Origin of the sequence: Actinophytocola xinjiangensis (assembly GCF_001921215.1) — a bacterium.
GTDB classification, from domain to species: domain Bacteria; phylum Actinomycetota; class Actinomycetes; order Mycobacteriales; family Pseudonocardiaceae; genus Actinophytocola; species Actinophytocola xinjiangensis.
The window spans coordinates 113319-135298 of sequence record NZ_MSIF01000025.1 but is presented as its reverse complement, the minus strand read 5'-3'; the positions used below and the strand labels follow the sequence as shown (position 1 = coordinate 135298).

Annotated in this window: 24 protein-coding genes and 1 tRNA gene; 11 read left to right on the top strand and 14 right to left on the bottom strand. The window is 72.3% G+C overall.

Annotated features, from left to right (window positions below):
- Nucleotides 1-140: 140 nt before the first annotated feature.
- Nucleotides 141-878, top strand: coding sequence for a nucleotidyltransferase domain-containing protein (locus BLA60_RS34700; protein ID WP_211288940.1), 738 nt, complete (start codon nt 141-143; stop codon nt 876-878).
- Here BLA60_RS34700 and BLA60_RS34695 read toward each other — a convergent pair.
- The gene (locus BLA60_RS34695; protein ID WP_075137279.1) at nt 852-1439 is read right to left on the bottom strand and encodes a hypothetical protein; all 588 of its coding nucleotides are present in this window, start codon (nt 1437-1439) and stop codon (nt 852-854) included. The two genes, BLA60_RS34700 and BLA60_RS34695, sit on opposite strands and share 27 nt — an antisense overlap.
- 9 nt (nt 1440-1448) lie before the next feature.
- On the bottom strand, nt 1449-2090 hold the full coding sequence (locus BLA60_RS34690) for a hypothetical protein (RefSeq protein ID WP_154814813.1): 642 nt from the start codon (nt 2088-2090) through the stop codon (nt 1449-1451).
- 65 nt (nt 2091-2155) lie between these two features.
- Between BLA60_RS34690 and BLA60_RS34685 the strand changes: the two genes are divergently transcribed.
- Nucleotides 2156-2785 carry a TetR/AcrR family transcriptional regulator gene (locus tag BLA60_RS34685; RefSeq protein WP_075137278.1) on the top strand — a complete coding sequence of 210 codons (630 nt, stop codon included), beginning with the start codon at nt 2156-2158 and terminating at the stop codon, nt 2783-2785.
- Nucleotides 2743-3132, top strand: coding sequence for a tetratricopeptide repeat protein (locus tag BLA60_RS34680; protein ID WP_075137277.1), 390 nt, complete (start codon nt 2743-2745; stop codon nt 3130-3132). Before BLA60_RS34685 ends, BLA60_RS34680 begins: the two co-directional genes overlap by 43 nt.
- On the opposite strand, the gene BLA60_RS34675 is transcribed toward BLA60_RS34680, so the two are convergent.
- Entirely contained in the window at nt 3118-4053 is a 936-nt protein-coding gene (locus BLA60_RS34675; RefSeq protein WP_075137276.1) for a DUF5996 family protein, read from the bottom strand. The genes BLA60_RS34680 and BLA60_RS34675 overlap by 15 nt on opposite strands.
- 70 nt (nt 4054-4123) lie before the next feature.
- Entirely contained in the window at nt 4124-4573 is a 450-nt protein-coding gene (locus tag BLA60_RS34670) for a hypothetical protein (protein ID WP_075137275.1), read from the bottom strand.
- A 328-nt stretch (nt 4574-4901) separates the two neighbouring features.
- On the opposite strand from BLA60_RS34670, the gene BLA60_RS44405 reads away from it, so the two are divergent.
- Together BLA60_RS44405 and BLA60_RS34665 are read left to right on the top strand one after the other, a co-directional pair.
- Nucleotides 4902-5429, top strand: a complete 528-nt coding sequence (locus tag BLA60_RS44405) for a hypothetical protein (RefSeq protein ID WP_162293054.1) — start codon at nt 4902-4904, stop codon at nt 5427-5429.
- Nucleotides 5426-6442: a beta-propeller fold lactonase family protein gene (locus tag BLA60_RS34665; RefSeq protein WP_162293053.1), complete on the top strand. Its 1017-nt coding sequence runs from the start codon at nt 5426-5428 to the stop codon at nt 6440-6442. The genes BLA60_RS44405 and BLA60_RS34665 overlap by 4 nt, the downstream gene beginning before the upstream one ends.
- A 92-nt stretch (nt 6443-6534) precedes the next feature.
- On the opposite strand, the gene BLA60_RS34660 is transcribed toward BLA60_RS34665, so the two are convergent.
- A tRNA-Glu gene (locus BLA60_RS34660) sits at nt 6535-6610 on the bottom strand.
- 117 nt (nt 6611-6727) lie between these two features.
- Complete coding sequence (locus tag BLA60_RS34655) at nt 6728-6970, bottom strand: hypothetical protein (RefSeq protein ID WP_075137274.1); 243 nt, start codon at nt 6968-6970, stop codon at nt 6728-6730.
- Between the two features lie 394 nt (nt 6971-7364).
- On the opposite strand from BLA60_RS34655, the gene BLA60_RS34650 reads away from it, so the two are divergent.
- Together BLA60_RS34650 and BLA60_RS46465 are read left to right on the top strand one after the other, a co-directional pair.
- Nucleotides 7365-7577, top strand: coding sequence for a heavy-metal-associated domain-containing protein (locus BLA60_RS34650; protein ID WP_075137296.1), 213 nt, complete (start codon nt 7365-7367; stop codon nt 7575-7577).
- 333 nt (nt 7578-7910) lie between these two features.
- Nucleotides 7911-8246, top strand: coding sequence for a hypothetical protein (locus BLA60_RS46465; RefSeq protein ID WP_342744804.1), 336 nt, complete (start codon nt 7911-7913; stop codon nt 8244-8246).
- 86 nt (nt 8247-8332) lie between these two features.
- On the opposite strand, the gene BLA60_RS34640 is transcribed toward BLA60_RS46465, so the two are convergent.
- A complete protein-coding gene (locus BLA60_RS34640; RefSeq protein ID WP_075127229.1) occupies nt 8333-8536 on the bottom strand; it encodes a cold-shock protein in 204 nt (67 codons plus the stop codon).
- Between the two features lie 353 nt (nt 8537-8889).
- Here BLA60_RS34640 and BLA60_RS34635 point away from each other — a divergent pair, with 353 nt between their 5' ends.
- A complete protein-coding gene (locus BLA60_RS34635) occupies nt 8890-10116 on the top strand; it encodes a L,D-transpeptidase (protein ID WP_075137273.1) in 1227 nt (408 codons plus the stop codon).
- Here BLA60_RS34635 and BLA60_RS34630 read toward each other — a convergent pair whose 3' ends face one another.
- From BLA60_RS34630 to BLA60_RS34610, 5 genes are read right to left on the bottom strand one after another with little or no spacing between them, the layout of a single operon-like run.
- Nucleotides 10117-10863 carry a helix-turn-helix domain-containing protein gene (locus BLA60_RS34630; protein ID WP_084735719.1) on the bottom strand — a complete coding sequence of 249 codons (747 nt, stop codon included), beginning with the start codon at nt 10861-10863 and terminating at the stop codon, nt 10117-10119. It lies immediately after the preceding gene.
- Between the two features lie 18 nt (nt 10864-10881).
- Nucleotides 10882-12255 carry an efflux RND transporter periplasmic adaptor subunit gene (locus BLA60_RS34625; protein ID WP_162293052.1) on the bottom strand — a complete coding sequence of 458 codons (1374 nt, stop codon included), beginning with the start codon at nt 12253-12255 and terminating at the stop codon, nt 10882-10884.
- 11 nt (nt 12256-12266) lie between these two features.
- Nucleotides 12267-13475, bottom strand: a complete 1209-nt coding sequence (locus BLA60_RS34620) for an ABC transporter permease (RefSeq protein ID WP_075137271.1) — start codon at nt 13473-13475, stop codon at nt 12267-12269.
- The gene (locus tag BLA60_RS34615; RefSeq protein ID WP_075137270.1) at nt 13472-14146 is read right to left on the bottom strand and encodes an ABC transporter ATP-binding protein; all 675 of its coding nucleotides are present in this window, start codon (nt 14144-14146) and stop codon (nt 13472-13474) included. Before BLA60_RS34615 ends, BLA60_RS34620 begins: the two co-directional genes overlap by 4 nt.
- The gene (locus BLA60_RS34610) at nt 14143-15279 is read right to left on the bottom strand and encodes an efflux RND transporter periplasmic adaptor subunit (protein ID WP_084735717.1); all 1137 of its coding nucleotides are present in this window, start codon (nt 15277-15279) and stop codon (nt 14143-14145) included. Before BLA60_RS34610 ends, BLA60_RS34615 begins: the two co-directional genes overlap by 4 nt.
- 129 nt (nt 15280-15408) lie before the next feature.
- On the opposite strand from BLA60_RS34610, the gene BLA60_RS34605 reads away from it, so the two are divergent.
- Together BLA60_RS34605 and BLA60_RS34600 are read left to right on the top strand one after the other, a co-directional pair.
- Nucleotides 15409-15993: a PaaI family thioesterase gene (locus BLA60_RS34605; protein ID WP_075137269.1), complete on the top strand. Its 585-nt coding sequence runs from the start codon at nt 15409-15411 to the stop codon at nt 15991-15993.
- A 30-nt stretch (nt 15994-16023) separates the two neighbouring features.
- The gene (locus BLA60_RS34600; protein WP_245812349.1) at nt 16024-17211 is read left to right on the top strand and encodes a metallophosphoesterase; all 1188 of its coding nucleotides are present in this window, start codon (nt 16024-16026) and stop codon (nt 17209-17211) included.
- A 17-nt stretch (nt 17212-17228) separates the two neighbouring features.
- On the opposite strand, the gene BLA60_RS34595 is transcribed toward BLA60_RS34600, so the two are convergent.
- Nucleotides 17229-17864 (bottom strand): TetR/AcrR family transcriptional regulator, encoded by a 636-nt coding sequence (locus BLA60_RS34595; RefSeq protein WP_075137267.1) that lies wholly within the window; start codon nt 17862-17864, stop codon nt 17229-17231.
- Nucleotides 17865-17974: 110 nt separating this feature from the next.
- Here BLA60_RS34595 and BLA60_RS34590 point away from each other — a divergent pair, with 110 nt between their 5' ends.
- Nucleotides 17975-18757, top strand: a complete 783-nt coding sequence (locus BLA60_RS34590; RefSeq protein ID WP_075137266.1) for an SDR family NAD(P)-dependent oxidoreductase — start codon at nt 17975-17977, stop codon at nt 18755-18757.
- Between the two features lie 6 nt (nt 18758-18763).
- On the opposite strand, the gene BLA60_RS34585 is transcribed toward BLA60_RS34590, so the two are convergent.
- Nucleotides 18764-21070 (bottom strand): serine/threonine-protein kinase, encoded by a 2307-nt coding sequence (locus tag BLA60_RS34585; protein ID WP_245812347.1) that lies wholly within the window; start codon nt 21068-21070, stop codon nt 18764-18766.
- Nucleotides 21071-21980: the final 910 nt, after the last annotated feature.

Genomic DNA, 21980 nt, shown 5'->3' with positions numbered 1-21980 from the left:
CCGGCCTCACCCACACGGGCACATCCCGTGAGGCAACGAACCCACCCACGCGGGCATCTTGACATGAGGCAACGGGGGGTGTCGGTTGGTGGCTGTGGACAACTCGCGGCGCGAGTGGATGTCCACTGTGGACTTCGGAGGTGGTGGGGCTGGCTGACGTTCCCTCGGTCGCGGAGTTCGGTCGGCGCCTCGGCGAGTTCGGTTGGGTCAGTGACCTGTGGGTGGCCGGGTCGCTGGCCACGGGCGACTACCTGCCGGGCGTCAGCGACCTTGACCTGGTGGCGGTGACCGACGGCCCGGTCGACCCGCCCCGGCTCGCCGCGCTGACCGCGGTGCACCGCCAGCTCGACGCCGGGGTCGCCGCCGGGGCCGATCTGGGTTGTGTCTACGTCGACAGCGCCCGGCTCGCCGACCCCGCTCACCGGCACCCGACCTGGACGCACGGCCAGTTGGTGCACCGGATCCTGTCGGGCATCACCCGCGCCGAGTTGGTCGGCCACGGGTTCGCGGTGTTCGGCCGCCCGCCCACCGACCTCCTGCCGGGCATGGGTCCCGACGACGTCCGGGCCGCCGCGCGTGCCGAGTTGGACGGCTACTGGTCGTGGGCGGTGCGCCGCCCGTGGCTGTGGCTCGACCCGATCATCGCCGACCTCAGTCTCACCTCGATGGCCCGTGGCCGGCACGCCCTGCGCACCGGCACGCTGCTCACCAAGTCCCTGGCCGTCGAGGCCGCTGAGGCGCCGGGCTGGCTGGTCGACCAGCTCCGGGCCCGCCGCCGGGGCGAGGCCCGGCGCTCGCCGAGGCTGCGGACGGCCGTCGTCTCCTGGCGCGACGCCCGGCGGACCACGCGGCTATCCGGCGAGCGCCTCCAGCCATGACCGCAGGTCGGGCAGGCCGTCGATGGTCAGCAGGGAGTTCTCCGGGCAGCCGGGGAGCGGGCGGACCCCGTCGAAGTCGTGGTCCGGCGCGAACAGCAGCACCTGGCCGGTGCGCCGGTGGACGAGCGTGTGGTTGCCGTTGGCCTCGATGGCCGCCGGGTAGTAGTCCGCCGGGTCGATGGGGACCGGCAGGCCGGCGTCGGACCACAGCCACTCGTAGTCGGCCAGCAGCCCGGTCACGTCGCCGCCGGCGGCCCCGGCGGTGAGGACCTCGTCCTGGTTGAGCAGCCACCCGGCCATCCCGTGCGACTCGACGATTCCGCCGCACACCGCCCAGAACTCCCGGTGCGCCGGCACGACCTCGATCTCGGCGCCGCCGGGCGGCTCGCACAGCCAGGCCCAGCCGTCGCCGGCGACCAGCTCGTGGGGCCGGCCGTCGACCATCAGGGGCGTGACCCTCGAACCGGCCAGGAGCGCGGACAGCGCCGGCAGCCCGGGAACCGGACCCCGCGCCCACGCGACCTCCTCGCCGACCACCTCACCGTCGATCCAGTCCCACATGGCGCGTGATCATGACAGAAGGTCGACGCTGTACACGACGATCCACGCCGCCCACCCCAGCCAGCCGACCAACCCGACCAGGGCGAACCGGTGGGTGCCCTCGGCGTTGTACGGGCCGGTCGCCGACGACGCGAACAGCAGTCCGGCGCTCACGAATCCCAGCCACGCGTGCCACACCGGGATCACGTCGAGGCCGGCGGCGGTGAAGCCGAGCAGCGCGATCGCCAGGAAGACCTGGTTGAACCCGAACAGCACGTTGGTCAGCGACCACAGCCCGGCGACCGACCGCCGGTCGTGGGCGGCCGCCGACGCGGCGCCGAAACGCAGCGCCTCGACGACCATGAACGTCGCGTTCTGCATCAGCACGCCGGCGAAGCCGATCAGGGCCCAGGCGTCGGTGTCGGTGTCGCCGCGCCACAGGGCGGCGAGCAGGCCGCCGGCGAACACCGTGGTGCACACCCAGGTCAGCGGCGCGACGACCGACGGTGCGGCCAGCCGGTGACGGACCGCGACCAGCGCGTCGGTCGCCGCCGCCAGGGACAGGCCCGAGGTCGGCAGGGGGAGGCCCCGGCGGATATAGATGACGTTGATGACGACTGCCAGCAGGACGAACCCGAGCCCTCCGACGCCGGCCAGGCCGGTGACGGTCATCGCCACCCCCATTCGTTTTACGTGACTTATATTCAATATAAGCATCGGAAGGTTGTGACGCAAGCATGGCGCAGGACCCGCCGCCCCGCCGCTACACCTCGCTGCACCGGACCAACCAGGCCCACCAGACCCGCGCGGAGATCGCCGCCGCCGCCCGGCGGCTGTTCCTGGAACGCGGCTGGGCCGGCACGACCGTGCGCGACGTCGCCCGCGAGGCCGGGGTCGCCGTCCCGACCGTCTACGCCGCCTACCAGAACAAGACCGGCCTGGCCTGGGCGCTGGCCGACGCCGCCAACCTGACCGCCGACCTGCCCCGCCAGATCGACGAACTCGAGTCCACCACCGACCCCCGCCGCCACCTCGCCGCCATGGCCGCCTACGACCGCCGCGCCTTCGAGACCTCCGGCGACCTCATCACGGTCCTGCGCGACGCCGGCCGCACCGAGCCCGACCTGGCCGACCTCTACCTGCGGGCCCGCCTGGGCGCCGACCAGACCCGCCTGGAGGTCTTCACCTCCTGGCCCGATGGCACGCTGCGCGCCGGACTCGACGTGCCGACCGCCACCGACATCTACGCCGCGCTGTGCAACATCGACGTCTACACCACGCTCACCGCCGAGCGGGGTTGGACGCCCGAGCGCATCGAACGCTGGTGGGCCGACGCCCTCGCCAGGGAACTGCTCGCTTCTGCCTGAGCGGGGACAGATCTGGTCGAGGCCGGGCGCCGCCCTGGACCTGTTTCGCCGAGCACGGCGAACGCGACGGCGAGGCCGACGCGCTGAACACCCTCGGCCTGGTCGCCCACGGCCGCGGCGAGCACCGCGAGGCGATCGGCCGCCACGAGCGGGCGCTGGCGATCCGCCGGGAGCTGGGCCACCACCACGGCACGGCGGAGACCCTCGAACGGCTCGGCCACGTGCACGCCGACCTCGGGGAGGTCACCGAGGCGCGTGCCGCGTGGGCCTCGGCGGTGGCGCTGTACCAGGCCCAGCACCGCACCGAGGAGGCCGAGCGGCTCACGGAGCTCTCAGGCGGGTCCTGAGCGGTGGGTGTCCCAGCGGCCGGGGTCGTCCTCCAGGGCGCCCCGGTCCCAGCCGCCGTGCTCGGCGGCGGCCTCGTAGGTCGTCTGCAGGAACGCCAGCAGCGTCGCGTCGGGGTCGCGGGCGGTGCGCACGGCCTCGTAGGGCAGCAGGAACTGGCCGTTCTCCTGGCTGTAGTAGGCCCCGTCCTGGCCGACGGGGTGCTCGGCGAAGCCCGCCGGCTCGGGGTAGGCGTAGGCGTAGAAGGCGCCTTCGGCGCCGCCGCCCGGCCAGAACCCGCAGCTGCTCAGCTCACGGGAGTAGCCCTCGACCATGACCCAGTCGCCGCAGTTGGGCGCGCCGCCGGGGTGGGTGGGCGCGGTCCGGCCGGAGAAGCGGGTGCAGGCCAGGTCCATGGCGCCCCAGAAGAAGTGCACCGGGCTGACCTTGCCGACGAACCGCGAGCGGAACTCGCCGAGCACCCGGTCGGCCTGGATCAGCTGGCGCCAGAACAGCCACGCGGCGTCCGGGTCGTAGGCGCGGTGCTCGTAGTCGGCCGCGAACGGGATCGCCGGCTCGACCTCGTTGGGCCGGGGCGTGATGGTGGTGTCGATGTCCAGGTCGGCCAGGGCACCCATGGTCTCGGCGTAGAACTCGGCGACCGGGCGGGCCGTGAGCGCCACGGCCCGCGCGCCGCCGCCGCTGTCCCGCACGACCAGCCGGTGTTCGAGGAAGTCGAACTCCAGGTCGAAGACCCCCGACCGGTGCGGGATCGCCGAGGTGGTCAGCCCGCGCGGGCTGACGTAGAGGGTGACCTGCCACCAGTGGTTGACCAGTGGGGCGTGCGCGAGCCGGATCTTGCCGACGATCTGGGTCCACATGTGCAGCGTGTCCCTGGTCGCCGTCCAGTCCTCGACCCGCAGTGCCGGCCAGTCGGTCCCCATCCTCGGCCCCCTTCGGCGCTTCTGGCCGGAGGCTACCCCGAAATCCGCTGGTCCATCGGGCGACGGTTCCTCAGCGGCCGAAGAACCCGTTCGAGTCCCCGGAGAACAGCAGCACGACGACCGCGACGGCGAGCAGCCCGACAATCACGTTGATGATCATCAGAACGGGGACCGACGGCGCGATCAGCGACACCACGGCCCCCAGCGCGGCCAGCACCGCGAAGATCACCGCGACGATCCGCGCCCACTGCGCGCCCTTGCCGAGGTTGGCCGCCGCGAACCCGAGAATGGCGCCGATGACCAACACGGCGATCGCGACCCCCGAGTAGGCCGGGGCCATCTCGGTCACCGCGTCCCGGGACATCGCCCGCAGCACCGAGTTGTCCCCGATGTAGGCGTCCAGAAGCTGGTCGGCGAACACGAAGGTCAACAGCACCCGCAGCACGAGCAGTCCCAGCAGCGCCCACGCGGCGAACGTGGCGTTGCGGACGGACTGGGGCATCGCGGTGGTCGTGGACATTGTTTCCTCCAGGTCGATATCGGAACACGTGCCGACAGGGAGTTCCCCGGCGGGAGTTTCGTTCCCCTTCCTGTGCACCGGCGAAGGAATGAGCCGTTCCACCCCCACGAGCCACCGGGACGCGGTTGACTGGACCGTTACCCGTCTCTCCCGTTGCCCACCGCGCCGTACAGCGGCGCGGTGGGCGTCGAGCGTGCGCGTGGGCGGCCGGCACCGCGCGGTTCGACACCTGCGGAGCGCCTGGTCAGAAAACGGTCCAACTGGCCAGTTCTCGGCCAAACAATGGCAAGGAATTCGTGCTGTTTGTGCATTTGAGAGGTGGCAGACTTTGCGCATCAACGGTGAACCGGGTTCACCACAATGGGGAGAGGTGGTTCGCGTCAACCACGATCGAGGCCGGTGTGCCGCCCCGGCCACCGCGGTAATCTGTTGCGCGCTCGATGTCGAGTACGCGGCCGTCATGTCCTGTTTGGACGAATTGCGGGACGAGCCTGTCGAGCAGCGGGGAACCCGGTACGAACTCGGCCATTTCCAGGGCGACCACGCCCGCTGGAACATCGCGCTCGCGCTCGCCGGCCGGGAGAACGCCGCCGCCGGAATTCAGGTCGAGCGCGCCATCTCACCTCCCCTGCCCACCAGCTTCCGGATGGTGCAGCAGGCGCACGCCGTGGTCCGGGTCACCCTACGAGAGTTCCGTCGAATGGTGACAGTCGCCCGGCTCCCGTCGCGGGTGCGTACGAATGGTTGTCGGACACCGGGCTCCGTTCTGGCAGGATCAGGTGCGCCGGGTCGGGGTGGAGTCGAGAACACAGGGGGCGCTGCGCCGTGCACGGTCGAACACGAGGGATTCGGTTGAGATCGGGCGTGTTCGGCGTCCTGCTGACCGCGGGTCTGGTCTCCTCGACGCCCGTCGTGGCGTCGGCCGCCGATCTGCCGACCTCCATCAGCGTCGGTGACAACCCGATCTCGGTCGCGATCAGCCCGAACGGGGCACACGCGTACGTCACCAACGCGGCCGACCGCACGGTCTCGGTCATCGACACCGCGAGCAGGACGGTCACGGGCACGATCACCGTCGGCACGCAGCCCCAGGGCATCGCGTTCAGCCCGGACGGCCGCACCGCCTACGTCACGAACGCCGGCGACTACGACACGGGCCCTGGCTCGGTATCGGTGATCGACACCGCGACCAGAGCGGTTGTCCACACCATTGCGGTGGCTCCGCTGAGGCTACCGCAGGCCGTCGCCGTCACGCCGGACGGGAAACGGGCCTACGTCGTCGGCTACGGCTACCTGTCGGTCATCGACACCGCGACCAACACCGCCAGGGCGGTCGACATCGGCCGCACCAGTGCGACGGACGTGGAGGTCACGCCGGACGGCTCCCGCGTCTACATCGCGGACTTCGACAGCAGGAGCGTCGTCGTGGTCAGCACCGCGACCGACAGTGTGATCGACACCGTGCCGCTGGGCAGCGCTCCCAACTGGCTCGACATCATGCCGGACGGCCTGCGCGTGTACGTCACCAGCCTGCAGGGCAACAAGGTCTACATGATCGCCACCGCCGGCAACTACGTCGGAGCCGCCGTGGACGTGCCGGGAGCCCCCTTTGGTGTGGCCGCCGCGCCGAACGGCCGGAAGGTGCACGTCACCGGTCATGACGCGCACACCCTGACGTCGATCGACGTGGCCACCAACACCGTTGCCCAGACCCGGCGGGTCGGCCGCCACCCCATATCCGTGGCCATCACGCCGAACGGCGCGGACGCCTACGTGATCTCGAGGGCGGGCGAGTACGTCTCGGTCGTCCATATCGGGACCGAGGCCAGTCTTTACCGGCCGGTCAGAATGCCACCGAGACGGCGTTGACCGAGGTGGCGCTGGCAACCGAGTGGCACCGCCTGGCGAGTCCGACCGCCGTCTGCCTGCGGTTTCCTCACCGTGCCGCCGTGAGGGCGGGGTGGTGCTCCCAACGGGATTCGAACCCGCGCTGCCGCCTTGAAAGGGCGGAGTCCTAGGCCGCTAGACGATGGGAGCCCGGGTTGCCCGCTTCGGAGCACGCAAAGCATAGGACACCGGCCACCCACTCAGGAGGGCGGGTGGGCCCGGTTGTCCTCGCTGGGCAATCCGGGCCACCGAACCGCTGTTCGGGGCCTACCTCCGCACGGGTGGTACGCCGTCCTCGCCCGGCACGAGGCCGAGCATCTCCATCAGCTCTCGACAGTCGTCCACATCGCGCGCGCTGTGGGCGACCGCGAGCTGTGCGCGGCGCACCTGCTCGTCGGTGACACGGGACGTCTCACCGGTGCGTGGGGCCGGCACACCGCCGAACCCGAGAGAGGTGTCCCGGGTCTCTTGCTGTAGCAGGAAGTCACGAACTTCGACCGGTCCGCTCATGTCGCCTCCCCGACCATCCAGGTATTGGCGGAGAGACTATGAGCCAGGAGCCGCCAACCACAGCCCCCCGAGGAGTGAATCCGGTACACACGTTTAGTAGTCGGGACCGAGTGCATGACCGCTCGTGCGACCGAGACCATTCGTGTGACGGGTCTGTGATCACTCGATCGGACGCACTTTGGTCACAGAAGTCCGTCGAGGGCCACCGAAACGACCTGCCCGACGACCGTCCGTGACCGCCTGCGGGCCTATGACCTGCGGTTACGAGCCCGCCACGGAACGGGACCCGGATGAGCGACCTGGCCGGCCCTCAAGCACGGCACGCCGCCGCCCGAAGACTCAGGGGCAAGGAAGATCACGAGCCGCCCCAGGAGGAGGAGGCCCTGCTGTGCCGATGCACACGATCTACAACGTCTACCAGGTCGAGGGCATGACCTGCGCCCAGTGCGCCGCCTCGGTCACCGAGGAGCTGACCGGTCTCGACCACGTCACCGACGTCGCGGTGAACCTCACCACCGGCAACGTCACGATCACCAGCGCCACCGAGGTACATCGGCGACAGGTCGCCGCCGCGGTGGCCCACGCCGGCCATCGGCTCGCCGACTGACCGTCGGCCCCCGGCCCGCGCCAGGGAGAACCACGGGCGCGGCGCGGAGAACGTCGTGGAGAACTCAGCTTGTCCGAGCAGGGTAGGTGAAGAGTTCTCTCAATTTTTCGCCGCTACCCACTCCCACGAAGCGCGTGCGCGTGCAACAATCGACTCGCTGACACACCCCCGGTCAGCGCCTGTGGAGATCCCCTCCGGCCCCCGCGTTCCTCCCCCTGGCGCGGGGGCCTCTCCATGTCCTCACCCGGCGTTCGTGCCCGATGGTGACCACCAACTCATCGGAAGATGCGACAGTTGGTAGCTCGGCCGCAATCTGTTCGTTATCCTCTCCTGGTGATTTTCACCGGACGTAGTCGACCGAGCCCCAAGGCGGGCGACGAGCTCGCCAACGCCCCGCGTCACCGCCCCGACGCCCCCCAGCAGGGCGAGCAGCCCGACCACGAGCTGGAGTCCTACCTGGCGGCCCTGTCCCCGGAAGGTGACGCCGAGACCACGGGTACCGGCCGTCGCTTCGGCGGCGCCGAGGTGTACCAGCTGCGCCTTTCGCTGATGGCGAACGAGCAGCTCCGCGAACTCGCCGCGCACTACCAGACCTCGCCGATGGCGCTGGCCCAGGAGTGGGTCATGCAGCGCCTGGAGTGGGAGGCCCAGCACCTCAACCGGCGCTGACCCCGACCACCGAACCAACCGACAAGCACAGACAGCAGGGCCCCGGCCGGACGAACCGGCCGGGGCCCTTGTTCGCGCTGAGACTTCTACAGTGCGCGCACATTCGTTGCCTGGGGCCCCTTGGTGCCCTGTCCGACCTCGAACTCGACGCGCTGGTTCTCCTCCAGGGTGCGGAATCCCTTGCCCTGGATCTCCGAGTAGTGCACGAAGACATCGGCGCCGCCGTCATCGACGGCGATGAACCCGAAGCCCTTCTCGGAGTTGAACCACTTCACAGTGCCCTGTGCCATCTACCTGCCTCCATCGCAGCAGATCAGCATGGGGTTACACCGTGCAACCCCGGCAGCCCTCGGGCGTTGCCTCCGCCAACCAGCGGCGAAAGAGCCGCACGCCCGCGTTTTCGTTCCGCGAGCGTGGAAAGCACGAACACAGAAACTGCGGCCTGCGCGGCAAAGCCTAGCGCGAGAAACGGCCGGAGCACTACCACCTGCACTCGACTGATTACACCCGTCGCACAATCGCCGCAGGCTGGACGCGAGTGATCGAATGTGATCCGCATCACATTCGATCGAGCCAACGCCACGCCTACCAGCGGCGTCGAAAGAGCGTGGCGTTCGGGCAGGGGTATCGACAGGGGGATCACATGAGTTCACGTCCGGGTGGACGTAGACACGGCCAGTCGCGGTGGCGGCTCGGTCTGCTCGCGGCGGGAGTCGTCGCGGCACTGGGGCTCGGCGCGTGCAGCTCCGACAACACGGGAGACGACGGGCAACCGACCACGACGAACACGGGCAGCCAGAGCCCGACGGTGCAGGCCGCGCCGAAACCGGCGGCCAAGATCGCGCTCAACCCGGCCGCCGGCGCCGGCGACGTGAGCCCGGTGGCGCCGATGACGGTCACGGTCACCGACGGCACCATCGAGTCGCTGACGCTGACCAACCCGACCGGCAAGCAGGTCAAGGGCACCCTCTCGCCGGACCGCAGGACCTGGACGGTCGGCGAACCGCTGGGCTTCGGCAAGACCTACACCTGGGCCGGCAACGCGCTGGGCACCAACGGCGAGCGCCAGCCGATCACCGGCGCGTTCACCACCGTCACCCCCAACGGCACCACCGGCGCACGGATCAACACCGGCGACGGCCGCACCTACGGCGTCGCCATGCCGATCGCGGTCACCTTCGACTCGCCGGTCGCCGACAAGGCCGCCGTGCAGCGCGCGATGACCGTCACCACGTCGGTGCCGGTCGAGGGCACGTGGGCGTGGCTGGACGACACCCGCGCGCACTGGCGCCCCCGGGCGTACTGGCCGGCGGGCACCACGGTCGACGTGGACCTGCGGCTCTACGGCGTGCCCTTCGGCAACGGCGTCTACGGCCAGAACGACCTGACCTCGAAGTTCAGCATCGGCCGCAACCAGGTCGTGCGCGGCAACACCAAGACCCACCGGTTACAGGTCTTCCGCGACGGCAAGCTGACCGCCGACCTCCCGGCGAGCTACGGCCTGGACTCCGACCCCGGCCGGGTCACCAACAGCGGCACCCACGTCGTGATGTCCAAGCACGAGAGCTACTCGATGTGCAACGAGAAGTACGACTACTGCGACGTCGTGGTGCCGTGGGCGGTGCGCATCTCCAACAACGGCGAGTTCGTCCACGGGTACGCGCCCTCGATCTGGGCGCAGGGCAAGCAGAACGTCTCCCACGGCTGCGTGAACCTGGCCCCCGACAAGGCCAAGCAGTACTTCGACTCCGCGCTGGTCGGCGACCCGGTGGAGATCACCGGCAGCACCAACCAGCTCGACCCGACCGACGGCGACTTCTACGACTGGGCGCTGACCTGGCCCCAGTGGACGGCCAAGTCGGCCCTGTAGTCAGTAGCGGCGGGCGTACCAGGTGGGTGGTTCGCCGAAGATGCCGGTGAAGTCGTGGGTGAGATGGGCCTGGTCGGTGTACCCGAGGTCGGCGGCCAGGCCCGCCCAGTCGATCGGGGTGCCGGCCGCGAGGCGCTCGGTCACCTCGTGCAGCCGGTAGCGGCGGATCACCCATTTGGGGCCGACGCCGACGTACTCGGCGAACAACCGTTGCAGGGCCCGGACGCTGGTGCCCACCACGTCGGCCAGCGCGTCGACCCGGGTGATCCCGGGTTCGGCGGCGATCCTGGCGACGGCCAGCGCCGCCAGCTCCGCGCGCGGGTCGGTCCGCGCCGGCAGGCCCCGGCGCAGGTAGTTCTCGACGGTCGGGACGTCGGGCCGCGCGGGCGGGTCCTGGCCGAACAGCGTGGCGGCGTCGACCAGCCGGTCGGTGAGGTCGCTGACCGGGCCGTCGAGGACGGCCCGCACGGCGCCGACGCGGAACGTGACTCCGAACAGCCCGCCCACACCGTCGAGGACCTCGATCCGGTGACCGGTGCCGACGCCTCGGACGTAGCCGCCGCCGTCGCGGAAGACCAGGTGCACGTTCGGGTACGGGACGACCTTCTGCCGGTACGGCCGCGCGTAGTCCCAGGACACGATCCAGTACTTCTCGACCCAGCGGGCCAGGTCGGGCGCGGGGGCGGCGGTGGCGTGCCGCTGGTACCGCGTCCACGCGCCGGCCAGTTCACGGGCGTCCCGGGCCACGGTCGGCAGTGTAGGGCGCTAGCGCGGCGCCGGCCCCCGGACCACCATCGGCAGCCGCCCCTGCCCGCCGCCACGCGGGCCTTCCTGCTGGTCGGAGCTGGGCAGCGGCCGGTCCAGGTCGGCGAGCACCACCTGGTCGCCCTCGGCCAGCCCGTCGAGGATCTCCGTGCGGCGGGCACCGACCAGCCCCAGCTCGACGATCCGCGGGGTGGCCTCCTGGCCGGTCAGCACGGTGACGGTCCGGCCGGTGACCGCCGAGGTCGGCACGGTCAGCACCCCCTCGGCGGTGCCGACGACGATGTCGACCCCGGCCGGTGAGCCGGCCGGCAGGCTGGCCGGCGGCCGCTCGACGGTGACCGTCACCGGGTAGCTCTGCTCGACGGCCAGCGCCCCGACGCGGGTGACCGTGCCCTCGACGGCGGTGGCCGATCCGACCGGTGTGACCGTCGCCCGCTGCCCGACCGCCAGGTCGGCGATCCGCTCGACCGGCACGGTCGCCTCGACCAGCGCGGCACCGGCGCCGATCACCACGACCACCGGGTCCCCGGCGGCGACCCGCGCCCCGGGTTCGGCGGCGACCGAGGCGACCGTGCCGGCCAGCGGCGCGACGAGCGTGGTCTGGTCGAGGTCGCGCTGGGCGGCGACCAGCTCCGCGCGCGCCCGGTCGACGGCGGCCTGGTCGGCGGCGATGGTCGCGGCGGTCGGCGCCGGTTCCTCCTGCTCCCGGGGCTCCGGCGGCGCGTCGGCCAGGTCGGCGGCGAGGTCGGCGGCCAGGTCGGCGATCCGCTCCTGGAGCGTCTGTTGCGCGGCGGCGACCTTCTCCTGGGCGGCCGTGGCCGCCGCGATCGCCGCCGCACAGCCCTCGCCGGCCTCGGCGCAGGCGCCCTGCTGGGCGTCCAGGGCGGTCTTCGCGACGGCCAGCGACTCGCTGGCGGCCGACTGGGCCGCGCGGACGGCGTCCTGGTGCCGAGCTGTGTCGTCCGCCGTGTCGTCCGCCGTGTCGTCCGCCGCGTCGTCCGCCGCGTCGTCGGTGGTCGCGGCGTCGCGCTGGCGCTGCTGGTCGGTCTCCAGGGTGGCCTGCGCGGCGGCCAGTCGCGCCGTCGCGGACTCGACCGCCGCGCGCCGCTCGGCGTCGTCGACACCGCCCAGGGTCTGCCCGGCGGTGACCCGGTCGCCGGGCGAGACGGTCACCGTCGCGACCGTCCCCGCCACCGCGAACGCCACGTCGGCGCGCTGCGCGAAGTCGACCGTGCCGCTGGTGGACACCGTCCGCGCGACGTCACCGACCTCGGCGGCGGCCAGGCGGTACCGGCCGGCCGGCTCACCGTCGAGGAACACCAGGTAGCCGACGACGCCCAGCACCACCGCCACCGCGACAACCGCGTACCGCACCACGTGCTCCTTCACTCGCCGCGCAGGGCGTCGATGGGGGTCAGCCGGGCCGCGCGGCCGGCCGGGTAGACACCGAAACCGATGCCGATCACCAGCGCGACCCCGATGGCCGCGACGGTCGCCAGCGGCGAGACGCTCACCGGCTGGTCGATCAGCCCCGGCAGCAGCAGCGCGCCGCCGACGCCGACCCCGACGCCGATCAGGCCGCCGGCCGCGCCGAGCACCCCGGCCTCGACCAGGAACTGGCGGCGCACCGCCCGCGCGGTCGCGCCCAACGCCTTGCGCAGACCGATCTCGCGGACCCGCTCGGTCACCGCGACCAGCATGATGTTCATGACCCCGATCCCGCCGACCAGCAGCGAGATCGCCGCGACCCCGCCGAGCAGCACGGTCAGCGTGCGGTTGGTGGCGTTGGCCGTCTCCAGCAGCGACTCCTGGCTGGCGACGGTGAAGTCGGCCTCCTCGACGTCGTGCAACGCGGTCAGCAACGCGGTGATCTCCTGGTGCGCGGCGCTGAGCACGTCGGCCGACGCCGCCCGCACGTAGATCGTGGACACCGAGGCGCCGGCCGAGCCGGTGATCCGCTGGGCCGTGCGCAGCGGCACCACCGCCAGGTCGTCCTCGCCGGCGCTCTCACCGCTCGCGCCGGTCGGTTCGAGCACGCCGACGACGGTCAGCGGCGTGCCGCCGACGGTGACCGTCTCACCGAGCGGGTTGCCGCCGGGGAACAGTTCGCCGACGGTGTCCTGGCCGAGCACCGCCACGTTCTGGTCGTCCTCGGTGAGAAACCGCCCGGCCGCGAGGGTCCGGCCGCGCACCGAGGACCACGCGGGGGTCGTGCCGACCACGCTCGCCGTCCAGTTCCGGGTGCCGGCCACCAGCGACAGCGGCTCGCTGGTCACCGGCGCGACCTCGGCGACGTCGGGGGCGACGGTCGGGTCGGCGAGCGCGGCGGCGTCGGCGACGGTCAGCGTCGACGCCGAGCCGAACCCGCCGCGCAGGCCGCCGGCGGAGGTGGCGCTGCCGGGCGAGACGATCAGCAGGTTGCTGCCCAGCGCGTCGATCTCGGCCCGCACCCGGTCCTGCGCGCCCAGGCCCAGTCCCACGGTCAGGATCACCGACGAGACGCCGATGACGATCCCGAGCATGGTCAGCACGGACCGCAGCCGGTGCGCGCGGATGGCGTCCAGGCCGCTGGCGACGGTGTCCGACCAGTTCACGCCGCCAGCTCCCCGTCACGCAGGAACACGGTCCGCTGCGCCAGCGCGGCCACCTCGGGCTCGTGGGTGATCAGCACGATCGTGCGCCCGGCGGCGTGCAGTTCGGTGAACAGGCCGAGCACGTCGGCCGAGGACGCGGAGTCGAGGTTGCCGGTCGGTTCGTCGGCCAGCAGCAGCGCCGGGTCGGTGACCAGCGCGCGGGCCACGGCGACCCGCTGCTGCTGGCCGCCGGACAGCTCTCCTGGCCGGTGCCCGCGCCGGTCGCCGAGGCCGACGCGGTCCAGGGCGGCCTCGGCGCGTTCCCGGCGGGCCGCGCGCCCCACCCCGGCGTAGGCCAGCGGCAGTTCGACGTTGCGTTGGGCGCTCATGGTGGGCAGCAGGTTGAACTGCTGGAACACGAACCCGATCCGCCGGTTGCGGATGGTGGCGAGGTGGCTTTCGGGCAGGGTGCCGACGTCGCCGCCGGCGAGCCGGTAGCTGCCGGAGGTGGGCACGTCCAGGCAGCCGAGGATGTGCATCAGCGTCGACTTGCCCGACCCGGACGGTCCGGCGACGGCCACGAACTCGCCCTGCCCGATGGTGACGCTCACCCCGCGCAGCGCCTCGACGGTGAGCGCGCCGGTGGCGTAGGTCTTGCGCACGTCCCGCAGCTCGATGATCGGTTCGGTCACCGGCCACCGACCTGGAACTCGGTGATCGCGCCGCCTGGCCCGGCCCCGCCGGGGAACCGCGGCAGGCCGCCGCCCCCGCCGCCCGGCCCGCTGGTCATCGCCGGCAGCTGGACCTGGTCGCCTTCGGCGAGGCCGGTGCGGATCTCGGTGCGCGGGCCGTAGGTCGCGCCGAGCGTCACCTCGGTGCGCACGGCGGCGCCGTCGACGAGCTTGTCGACGTAGGTGTTCCCGTCGTCCTCGCGCACCGCCTGGGTGGGCACGGTGAGGACGTCGTCGCGTTGGGCCACGACGATCGTCACGGTGGCGGTGGAGCCGGCGTAGAGGTCGTCGCGCTCGCCGGTGACGTCGACGGTGACCGGGAAGGTGGCGGTGCCGGCCTCGTCGGTCTCGGCGACCAGCCCGACGGTGGTGACGGTGCCCGGCGCCGGCTCGTCGAGGTCGGTGGTGGCGACCTCGACGGTCATCCCCGCCGAGATCCGTTCCACGTCGGCCCCGGCGACCCGCGCCTCCACCAGGTACCGGTTGGTCGCCACGACCGTGATGTACCCGCCGGTCTGTCCGGTCTGCCCGGTCTGTTCTCCCTCGCCGGTCGAACCGGAGCCGGTCTGGTCGCCGACGGCCAGCTCGACCTCGACGACCGTGCCGGCGATCGTGGCGGTCAGTTCGGCCTGGTCACGGGCTTTCTCGGCGGCGGCCCGCTTGCTGGTGGCGGCGGCGACCTCGGCCTGCGCGGCGGCGAGCTGGGTGTCGGACGCGCCGGCGGCGGTCTGGTCGTCGAGCTGGGCGCGGGCGGCGTCGAGCTCGGCGGCGGCGGCCGTGGCGTCGGCGGCGAGCAGCTCGTCGTCGACGGTGGCCAGCACCTGGCCGGCGGTGACCGTGTCGCCCTCGGCGACCCGGACCTCGGCGACCTCCCCGTCGACCGCGAAGCGCAGATCCGCGCGCCGGGCGGGCGCCACGGTGCCGGTGGCCGAGACCGTGTCGCGCTGGGTGTCGACGGTGGCGGTGGCGGTCACCGGGTCGGCCGCCGGGTCGGCGGCCGATGGTCGCAGCCACAGCCACCCACCGGCTCCCGCGGCGGCGACGACCACCGCCACGGCCAGCCACTTTCCCTTACGGGGTAAGCGAGATCCCATCACGTCCCTGAGCCTGGGGGGCTCGGCTGTGCCGCGCCTGCGGGCCGGCTGTGGATCGGCTGTGAGGCGCCGGGTTCGGACGCTTCGTGCACGGCCGGTCACGGTGTCGGTTGTGGCTAGGCTCGTGGGGTGAGTCGCGTACCCCCGGTATGGCCTCCGGTCGAGGTCGAGCCGCCCCAACGGCACCCAGACGCTCCCGAGCCGGGCACCAAGCTCGGCCCGCACTACGCCCACTGCTTCGGCTGTGGCGACGCGGTGGAACACGGGCTGCACCTGCACACGGTCGCCGACGAGGACATGACGATCCGCGCCAAGTTCACCGTGACCGAGGCGCACCAGGGAGCCCCTGGCCTGGCCCACGGCGGCCTGCTGGCCTGCGCGTTCGACGAGGCGCTCGGCGCGACCGTCGGTGAGCAGCTGCGCCAGCCGGCGGTCACCGGCCGCCTGGAGACGGACTTTCTGCGCCCGGTCCCGGTCGGCTCGACCCTGCACATCGTCGGCCACCTCGACGGTGTGGCCGGCCGGAAGGTCTACGCCAGCGCCGAAGGCCGCCTGGGTGCCCCCGACGGTCCGGTGGCGCTGCGCGCCCGAGCCCTGTTCGTGACGGTGGACCTGGCGCACTTCGTGGAGCACGGGCGTGCCGAGGACCTGCGCGCCATCGCCGAGGACCCGAGCCTGCTGCGCAACCGTCAGCACTTCAACATCAACCCCTGAGAGGCCGGGCCCGTGGGATTCGGTGTGGTGGTGAGCGCGCTGTTCGCGCTGCTCAACTGGTACCTGTGGAAACGCCTGGTCAAGGACGTCACCGCCCCCGGGACGGCGCGCCGCGTGGCGACCGTCGCCCAGGTGGTGTTGGCGGTGTTGGTGTTCGCCACCCTGATCCTGGGCCGGGCGGTGCCCCCGGAGGTCGCCCGCTGGTTCAGCTGGCCCGGCTACATCTGGTTCGCCGTCCTCGTCTACCTGTTCCTGACCACGGTGTTGCTGGAACTCCCCAGGCTCGCCCTGCGCGGCTGGCAGCGCCGGACCCCGCTGGAGGCGACCGCCGCCACCCCCACGGTCGACGTCCCGCCGGAGATCCCCGACAGGCCGGCGGTCAACGAGAGCCGCCGCCTGTTCCTCGCCCGCGGGACGGCGGTGATCGCGGGGGCGGCCACCACCGGGCTGGTCGGGACGGGAATGTCGAACGCCCTGGGTCCCCCGGACCTGTTGCGCGTCCCGGTCGCCCTCAACGGCCTTGACCCGAGCCTGGCCGGCTTCCGCATCGCGGTCGTGAGCGACATCCACCTCAGCGCCCTGCTGGGCAGGTCCCACACCGAACGCATCACCCGCATGATCAACGAGTCGGAACCGGATCTGGTGGCCATCGTCGGCGACCTGGCCGACGGCACCCCCGAGGACCTCCGCTCGGCGGTCGAACCCCTCAGGGACCTGGCCCCCCGCGAAGGCAGCTTCTTCGTCACCGGCAACCACGAGTACTTCGTCGACGCCGACGCCTGGGTGCGGGAGCTGGATCGTCTGGGCGTCCACACCCTGCGCAACGAACACACCGCCATCCGCCGGGGGCAGGCGTCGTTCGACCTCGCCGGCGTCACCGACGTCAGCGGCCGCAACGCCAACGACGCGCCCGACTTCGACAAGGCCCTGGACGGCCGCGACGAGTCGACCCCGGTCGTGCTCATGGCACACCAACCGGTCCAGGTGACCGAAGCGGCCGAACGTGGCGTCGGCCTCCAACTCTCCGGCCACACCCACGGCGGCCAGATCTACCCGTTCCAGTACGTCGTCGGCCTCCAGCAACCGGCACTGGCCGGGCTGTCCAAAGTGGACGACACCTGGCTCTACGTGACCCGGGGCGCCGGTTTCTGGGGCCCACCGGTGAGAGTGGGCGCCCCACCGGACATCACCCTGGTGGAACTCCGCGACCGCCCGTAGCGACACGGCGGGCGGCGTCAGTCGTCGGTGGTCGCCGTGCCGTATCTGCGGTCCATCATCAGCACGGCCTCGTCCACGACGTGTGCCATCGACGCGTCGTCGGGGGACCAGTTCATGAGCAGCATCCGGGGCCAGAAGACATAGTTGGAGATCATCCCGAGGAACTGGGTCGCCGCCAGTTCCGTGTCGTCCAGCCTGGCCGTTCCCCGGGCGTTCGCGGTGTCGAGGTAGCGACGTACCGACTCGAAGTAGGGCATCTTGCCGCGCGCGAAGTGGGCCTCGCCCAACTCGGGGAAGCGCGGCAGTTCGGCGATGACGATGCGGAACAGGGCCGCCATGCCGGGCCGGGTGAGGAGGGTGACGTACCGGCGGCCGATCGCCGTCAGGCCCGCCCGCAGGTCGCCCGGCGGTGGGCGGAGGTCGCTGTCGTCCTCGACCGTCCAGGACTCCGTCACGATCGCGTCGAACAGCGCCGCCTTGGTCGGGAACTGCTTGAACAGGGTCGCCTTCGACACTCCGGCCGCCTCGGCGACCCTGGCCAGCGAGGTGCCGGCGTACCCGGCGTCGAGGAACAGTCGGGTGGCGGCCTCGACGATGGCCGCCCGCTTCTGCTCGGCGACGCGCCGGTGGTAGGGCGATGGCTCCGTCGTCATGGGCCCCACCCTACGCGAGGCGAGTCACTTGACTCACCATCTCTCGTCGTCGTAGCGTTGGCGAGGTGAGCCACTCGACTCACCACTGTTCCCGCAGGGAGGACCACGTCATGGGACGCTTCGACAAGCAGACCGTTCTCGTCACCGGTGGCACCGGCGGGCAGGGCGCCAGCCACGTCCGGGCCTACCACCAGGAGGGGGCGAACGTTGTCATCGCCGCGCCCTCCTCGGGGCCCGGCGAGGAGTTCGCCACCGAACTCGGCGAGCGGGCACTGTTCGTCCGCCTGGACGTCACCGACGAGGACCGGTGGGCGGCGGCGGTCACCGAGACCGAACGCCGGTTCGGTCCGATCGCGGTGCTGGTCAACAACGCCGGCGTCCAGAACCCCGCGGCGCCGATCGAGGCTGTCGAGCGAAGGGTCTGGGACCGCGTTCTCGACGTCAACCTCACCGGCACGTTTCTCGGCATCAAGACCGTGACCCCGTCACTGCGCCGCAACGGCGGCGGAGTGATCGTCAACATCGCCTCCACGATGGCCCACGGCGGCACCGCGCTCTACGCGCCGTACGTCGCCAGCAAGTGGGCGCTGCGCGGGCTCACCAGGACCGCCGCGCTGGAACTGGGTCGAGACGGCATCCGGGTCAACGCCATCCACCCCGGCGTCATCTCCACTCCGTTGATCACCGAACCGATCGCCGCAGCGCCGCCCATCGCCGAGTTCTACTCGCCCGAGCCGTACGCCATCCCCCGGCTGGGCACCCCGGCCGACATCACCGCGCTCGTCCTCCACCTCACCTCGGCCGACGCCTCGTTCGTCACGGGCGCGGAGTTCGTCGCGGACGGCGGGCTCCTGCTCGGTCCCGCCCTCGCGCCCGACGCGACAGCGGCGTGACCGACCTCAGGTCAGGGTCCGGGGGCGGATGGCATTGGCCCGATCAACGAGAACGTGCCGCTGCTCAACGGTCCCCGCCAGCCGGGCCAACGCCCGATAACACCTCTCCAACCCGAACCGCAGTTCCCGCTCGGTCAACTGGGCCCCCAACACCGCCCGCCCAGCCGTCCCCGGCGGCGCCGCCCCCGGCCGCCCGGCCCGAACCCACTGGTAGGCCGCCTCCAGCACCTCGGCCGACAACGACGCCCGCCGCTCGGCGTCCAACGACAGCCGTTCCAACCGTCGCCCGGCGTCGTGCAGGTCGTGCTCGGCCACCCCGGCGGTCTCCGTCGGCCGAATCTTGATCTTGATGGCCGCCACCTGGGCGGCGACGTACTGGCTGGACGTGTCCGGCACGGCCTCCAGCACCTCGATGGCACTGGCCCTGGCCCCCTGCGCCAGGTACACCCGCGCCAGGCCGAACGCCGCGCTCACCCACTGCCGGTCGGTGCGCCACACCAGCTCGTAGTACCGCGCCGCCCCGAAGTAGTTCCCCGCGTACTCGGCGCTCACCGCCAACGCCAGCTTCGGCGACACCTCGCCGGGGACCGCGTCGTAAACCCGGTCGAAGGCCTGCGCGGCCTCGTTGTGCTGGCGCATCGCGAGGTGGATCAGGCCCTGGTACCAGTCCGGCCGCCAGTCGGCCGGGTCGGTCACCAGCCGCCGCGCGGCCTCCAGTTCCCGCTGCGACCCCCGCACGTCGCCGAGTTCCAGGCGGGCCCGCACCATCCGCAGCCGCACCTCGATGGAGTCCTGCGGCGCCGAGGCCAGCGCCGCCAGCAGCTCGGCGGGTTCGGCGGCGGTGATGCTGGCCAGCGTGCTGGCCGCGTGGTCGTGCGTGTCGACCATCGGCAGCGGCAGGATCGTCGCGACCTGCATCGGGTCGGGAGAGGGCAGCGATCCGCTCTCGCCGACGACCATGCCGGACCCGAACGTCCTGGTCTCCAGCGCGAACACGGTCGACACACCCGGCCGGGGACGTCCGGTACCCAGCGCCATGACCTCGCGCAGCACGCCGGTCAGCTGGTCGGCCATCTCCTCGGCGGAGGTGAACCGCAGCGCCGGGTTCTCGTGCGTCGCCCGCCGCAGAACCCGTTGGTAGGAGCCGAAGAGCGCGAACAGCGGCTCCTCCTCGGGTCCGGGCAGGGTGTACTTGTGCCGGGTGGTGTACCCGGAGAACTCGATCGACAGGACGGCGAGCGTGCGGCCAACGGTGTAGATGTCGGAGGCGATCGAGGCGCCTTCGGTGGCCAGTTCGGGCGCGGAGTAGCCGAGGGTGAAGAACAGCGGGCTCTCGTAGTCGTCGGTCTGCCGCACGGCGCCGAGGTCGATGAGCTTGAGCTGTTCGCCGGCCTGGATCACGTTGTCGGGCTTGAGGTCGCAGTAGAGCATGTTGACGCTGTGCAGGTAGCCGATGGCCGGCAGGATCTCCAGCCCGTAGGCGATGACCTGCCCGATCGGCAGCGGTTGCGCGCGGCCGGTCTCCCGGTGGTGTTCGAGCGCCAGCTGCCGCAGCGACTGCCCGCCGACGTACTCCATGACGATGTAGCCGACCTGGTTGCCGGTCTTGGGGTCGGGGTGCTCGACGAAGTTGTAGATGCGCACCACGTTCGGGTGCTCGACCTCGGCGAGGAACCGCCGCTCGGCGACGGCGGAGGCCATGGAGGTGGCGTCCCCGGTGTCGATCATGCCCTTGAGCACGACCCACCGGTCGCTGACGTTGTGGTCCTTGGCGAGGTAGATCCACCCGAGCCCGCCGTAGGCCAGGCAGCCCAGCACCTCGTACTGCCCCGCGACCAGATCCCCGGCGAACAGCCGGGGCCGGAAGTTGAACGGGTTCCCGCAGGCCTCGCACTCGCCCTCGGTGGCGGCGGGCCGACCGTCGCGCGCGCGCCCGACCTCGGCCGAACAGTTGCTGCAGAAGCGTTTGTTCTCGCTGACCGCCGGGTCGGTGAGCACCGCCGACGCCGGGTCCCGCACCGGCACCACCGGCACCTCGACCAGCCCGGCCCCCAACCGCCCCCGCCCCATCGTCCGCGACGAGGTCCGCCGCCCGCTGGTGGTCGGCGACGACTGCGACCCGGTGTCATGCGGGCTGTCGTGCGCTGGCGCGGCCGGCGGCGGCCCCGCCGGCGGATTGATACTCAGGGTGACCGGCGCCTCGGCCAACACACTCGTCGGCTGCGGATCGTTGTCCCCCAACGCCGCCGGCGGCCGAGTTCCGGCCTGCCGGGGCGCGACGCCCGGCATCGGCGCCCCCTGGTTCCACCGCATCCCGGCAGCGGTCCCCGGCGCGTTCGCCGAGTACGGCCCCTGCTGCGGTCCCGATGCTGCCCCCGGTCCCGTCCCGCCGGCCGTTCCCGGCCCGGTCCCGGTTCCCGACGCCATCCCGGGGTTTCCCGGGTGCGGCCTCGTGCCGGGGTGCGTTCCCGGCCCAGCCCCGGGATGCGCCCCCGCAGCGGTTCCCGGCCCAGCCCCGGGATGCGGCCCAGCGGCCGTGCCCGGCCCCGTTCCGGCACCAGCCCCCGGGTGTGGTCTCGCGGGGTGTTGCCCGGCGCCGGTTCCCGGCCCGGTCCCGGGGCGCTGCCCGGTCGCACCCGGATGTGGGCCGGCGGCCGTGCCCGGCGGTGGGACGTACTGCGTGGCATGCCGCTGGCTGGAGGGCTGCCCCTGAGTTCCCCGCCCCGGGTATGCCCCCGGCTGCGACTGACCCGGCTGCCCATATCCCGGCTGCCCGTGCCCGGGCTGCCCCGGCCGCGCCCCGGTCGGCTCACTCTGCCCCGGCTGCGGGAACCCCGCCCCGGGCGTCGAACGCGACGGCCCCGAACCACCGGGCTGTCCGAAGCCTCCCGGCGCGGGCTGCGGCGAGCCCGGCCGCGAACCCCCGGCCGGCCCCGGCGCGGGAAAACCCGCTCCCGGAGTCGAACCCGTCTGTCCCGGCACCGAACCACCCGGCCCGGCACGGAACTGCCCAGGCTGCGAGCCCCCGGGCCCCGCCTGCCCCGACGGATCAGCCACCGGCTCCGGCCGGCCCGACCGCGAACCACCCTGGTCCGGCCGCGAATCCGCGGGCTCGGCCGGGCCTGGCAACGTGAAACCCGGTCCGGGCCGGGGCGACCGCGTCTGCCCCGGCAGCTCCCCGTCGGGACCGTCCGGCAGGGAATGCCGCGCCCTGCCCGGCGAC

What these genes read in the sequence shown, in the direction of transcription:
- BLA60_RS34695 (WP_075137279.1), bottom strand. Translation starts at nt 1,439, where the DNA reads ATGTGGGACTGGATCGACGGTGAGGTGGTCGGCGAGGAGGTCGCGTGG.
- BLA60_RS34690 (WP_154814813.1), bottom strand. Translation starts at nt 2,090, where the DNA reads ATGACCGTCACCGGCCTGGCCGGCGTCGGAGGGCTCGGGTTCGTCCTG.
- BLA60_RS34685 (WP_075137278.1), top strand. Translation starts at nt 2,156, where the DNA reads ATGGCGCAGGACCCGCCGCCCCGCCGCTACACCTCGCTGCACCGGACC.
- BLA60_RS34675 (WP_075137276.1), bottom strand. Translation starts at nt 4,053, where the DNA reads ATGGGGACCGACTGGCCGGCACTGCGGGTCGAGGACTGGACGGCGACC.
- BLA60_RS34670 (WP_075137275.1), bottom strand. Translation starts at nt 4,573, where the DNA reads ATGTCCACGACCACCGCGATGCCCCAGTCCGTCCGCAACGCCACGTTC.
- BLA60_RS34655 (WP_075137274.1), bottom strand. Translation starts at nt 6,970, where the DNA reads ATGAGCGGACCGGTCGAAGTTCGTGACTTCCTGCTACAGCAAGAGACC.
- BLA60_RS34650 (WP_075137296.1), top strand. Translation starts at nt 7,365, where the DNA reads ATGCACACGATCTACAACGTCTACCAGGTCGAGGGCATGACCTGCGCC.
- BLA60_RS34640 (WP_075127229.1), bottom strand. Translation starts at nt 8,536, where the DNA reads ATGGCACAGGGCACTGTGAAGTGGTTCAACTCCGAGAAGGGCTTCGGG.
- BLA60_RS34635 (WP_075137273.1), top strand. Translation starts at nt 8,890, where the DNA reads ATGAGTTCACGTCCGGGTGGACGTAGACACGGCCAGTCGCGGTGGCGG.
- BLA60_RS34610 (WP_084735717.1), bottom strand. Translation starts at nt 15,279, where the DNA reads ATGGGATCTCGCTTACCCCGTAAGGGAAAGTGGCTGGCCGTGGCGGTG.
- BLA60_RS34595 (WP_075137267.1), bottom strand. Translation starts at nt 17,864, where the DNA reads ATGACGACGGAGCCATCGCCCTACCACCGGCGCGTCGCCGAGCAGAAG.
- BLA60_RS34590 (WP_075137266.1), top strand. Translation starts at nt 17,975, where the DNA reads ATGGGACGCTTCGACAAGCAGACCGTTCTCGTCACCGGTGGCACCGGC.
- BLA60_RS34585 (WP_245812347.1), bottom strand. Translation starts at nt 21,070, where the DNA reads ATGCGGTGGAACCAGGGGGCGCCGATGCCGGGCGTCGCGCCCCGGCAG.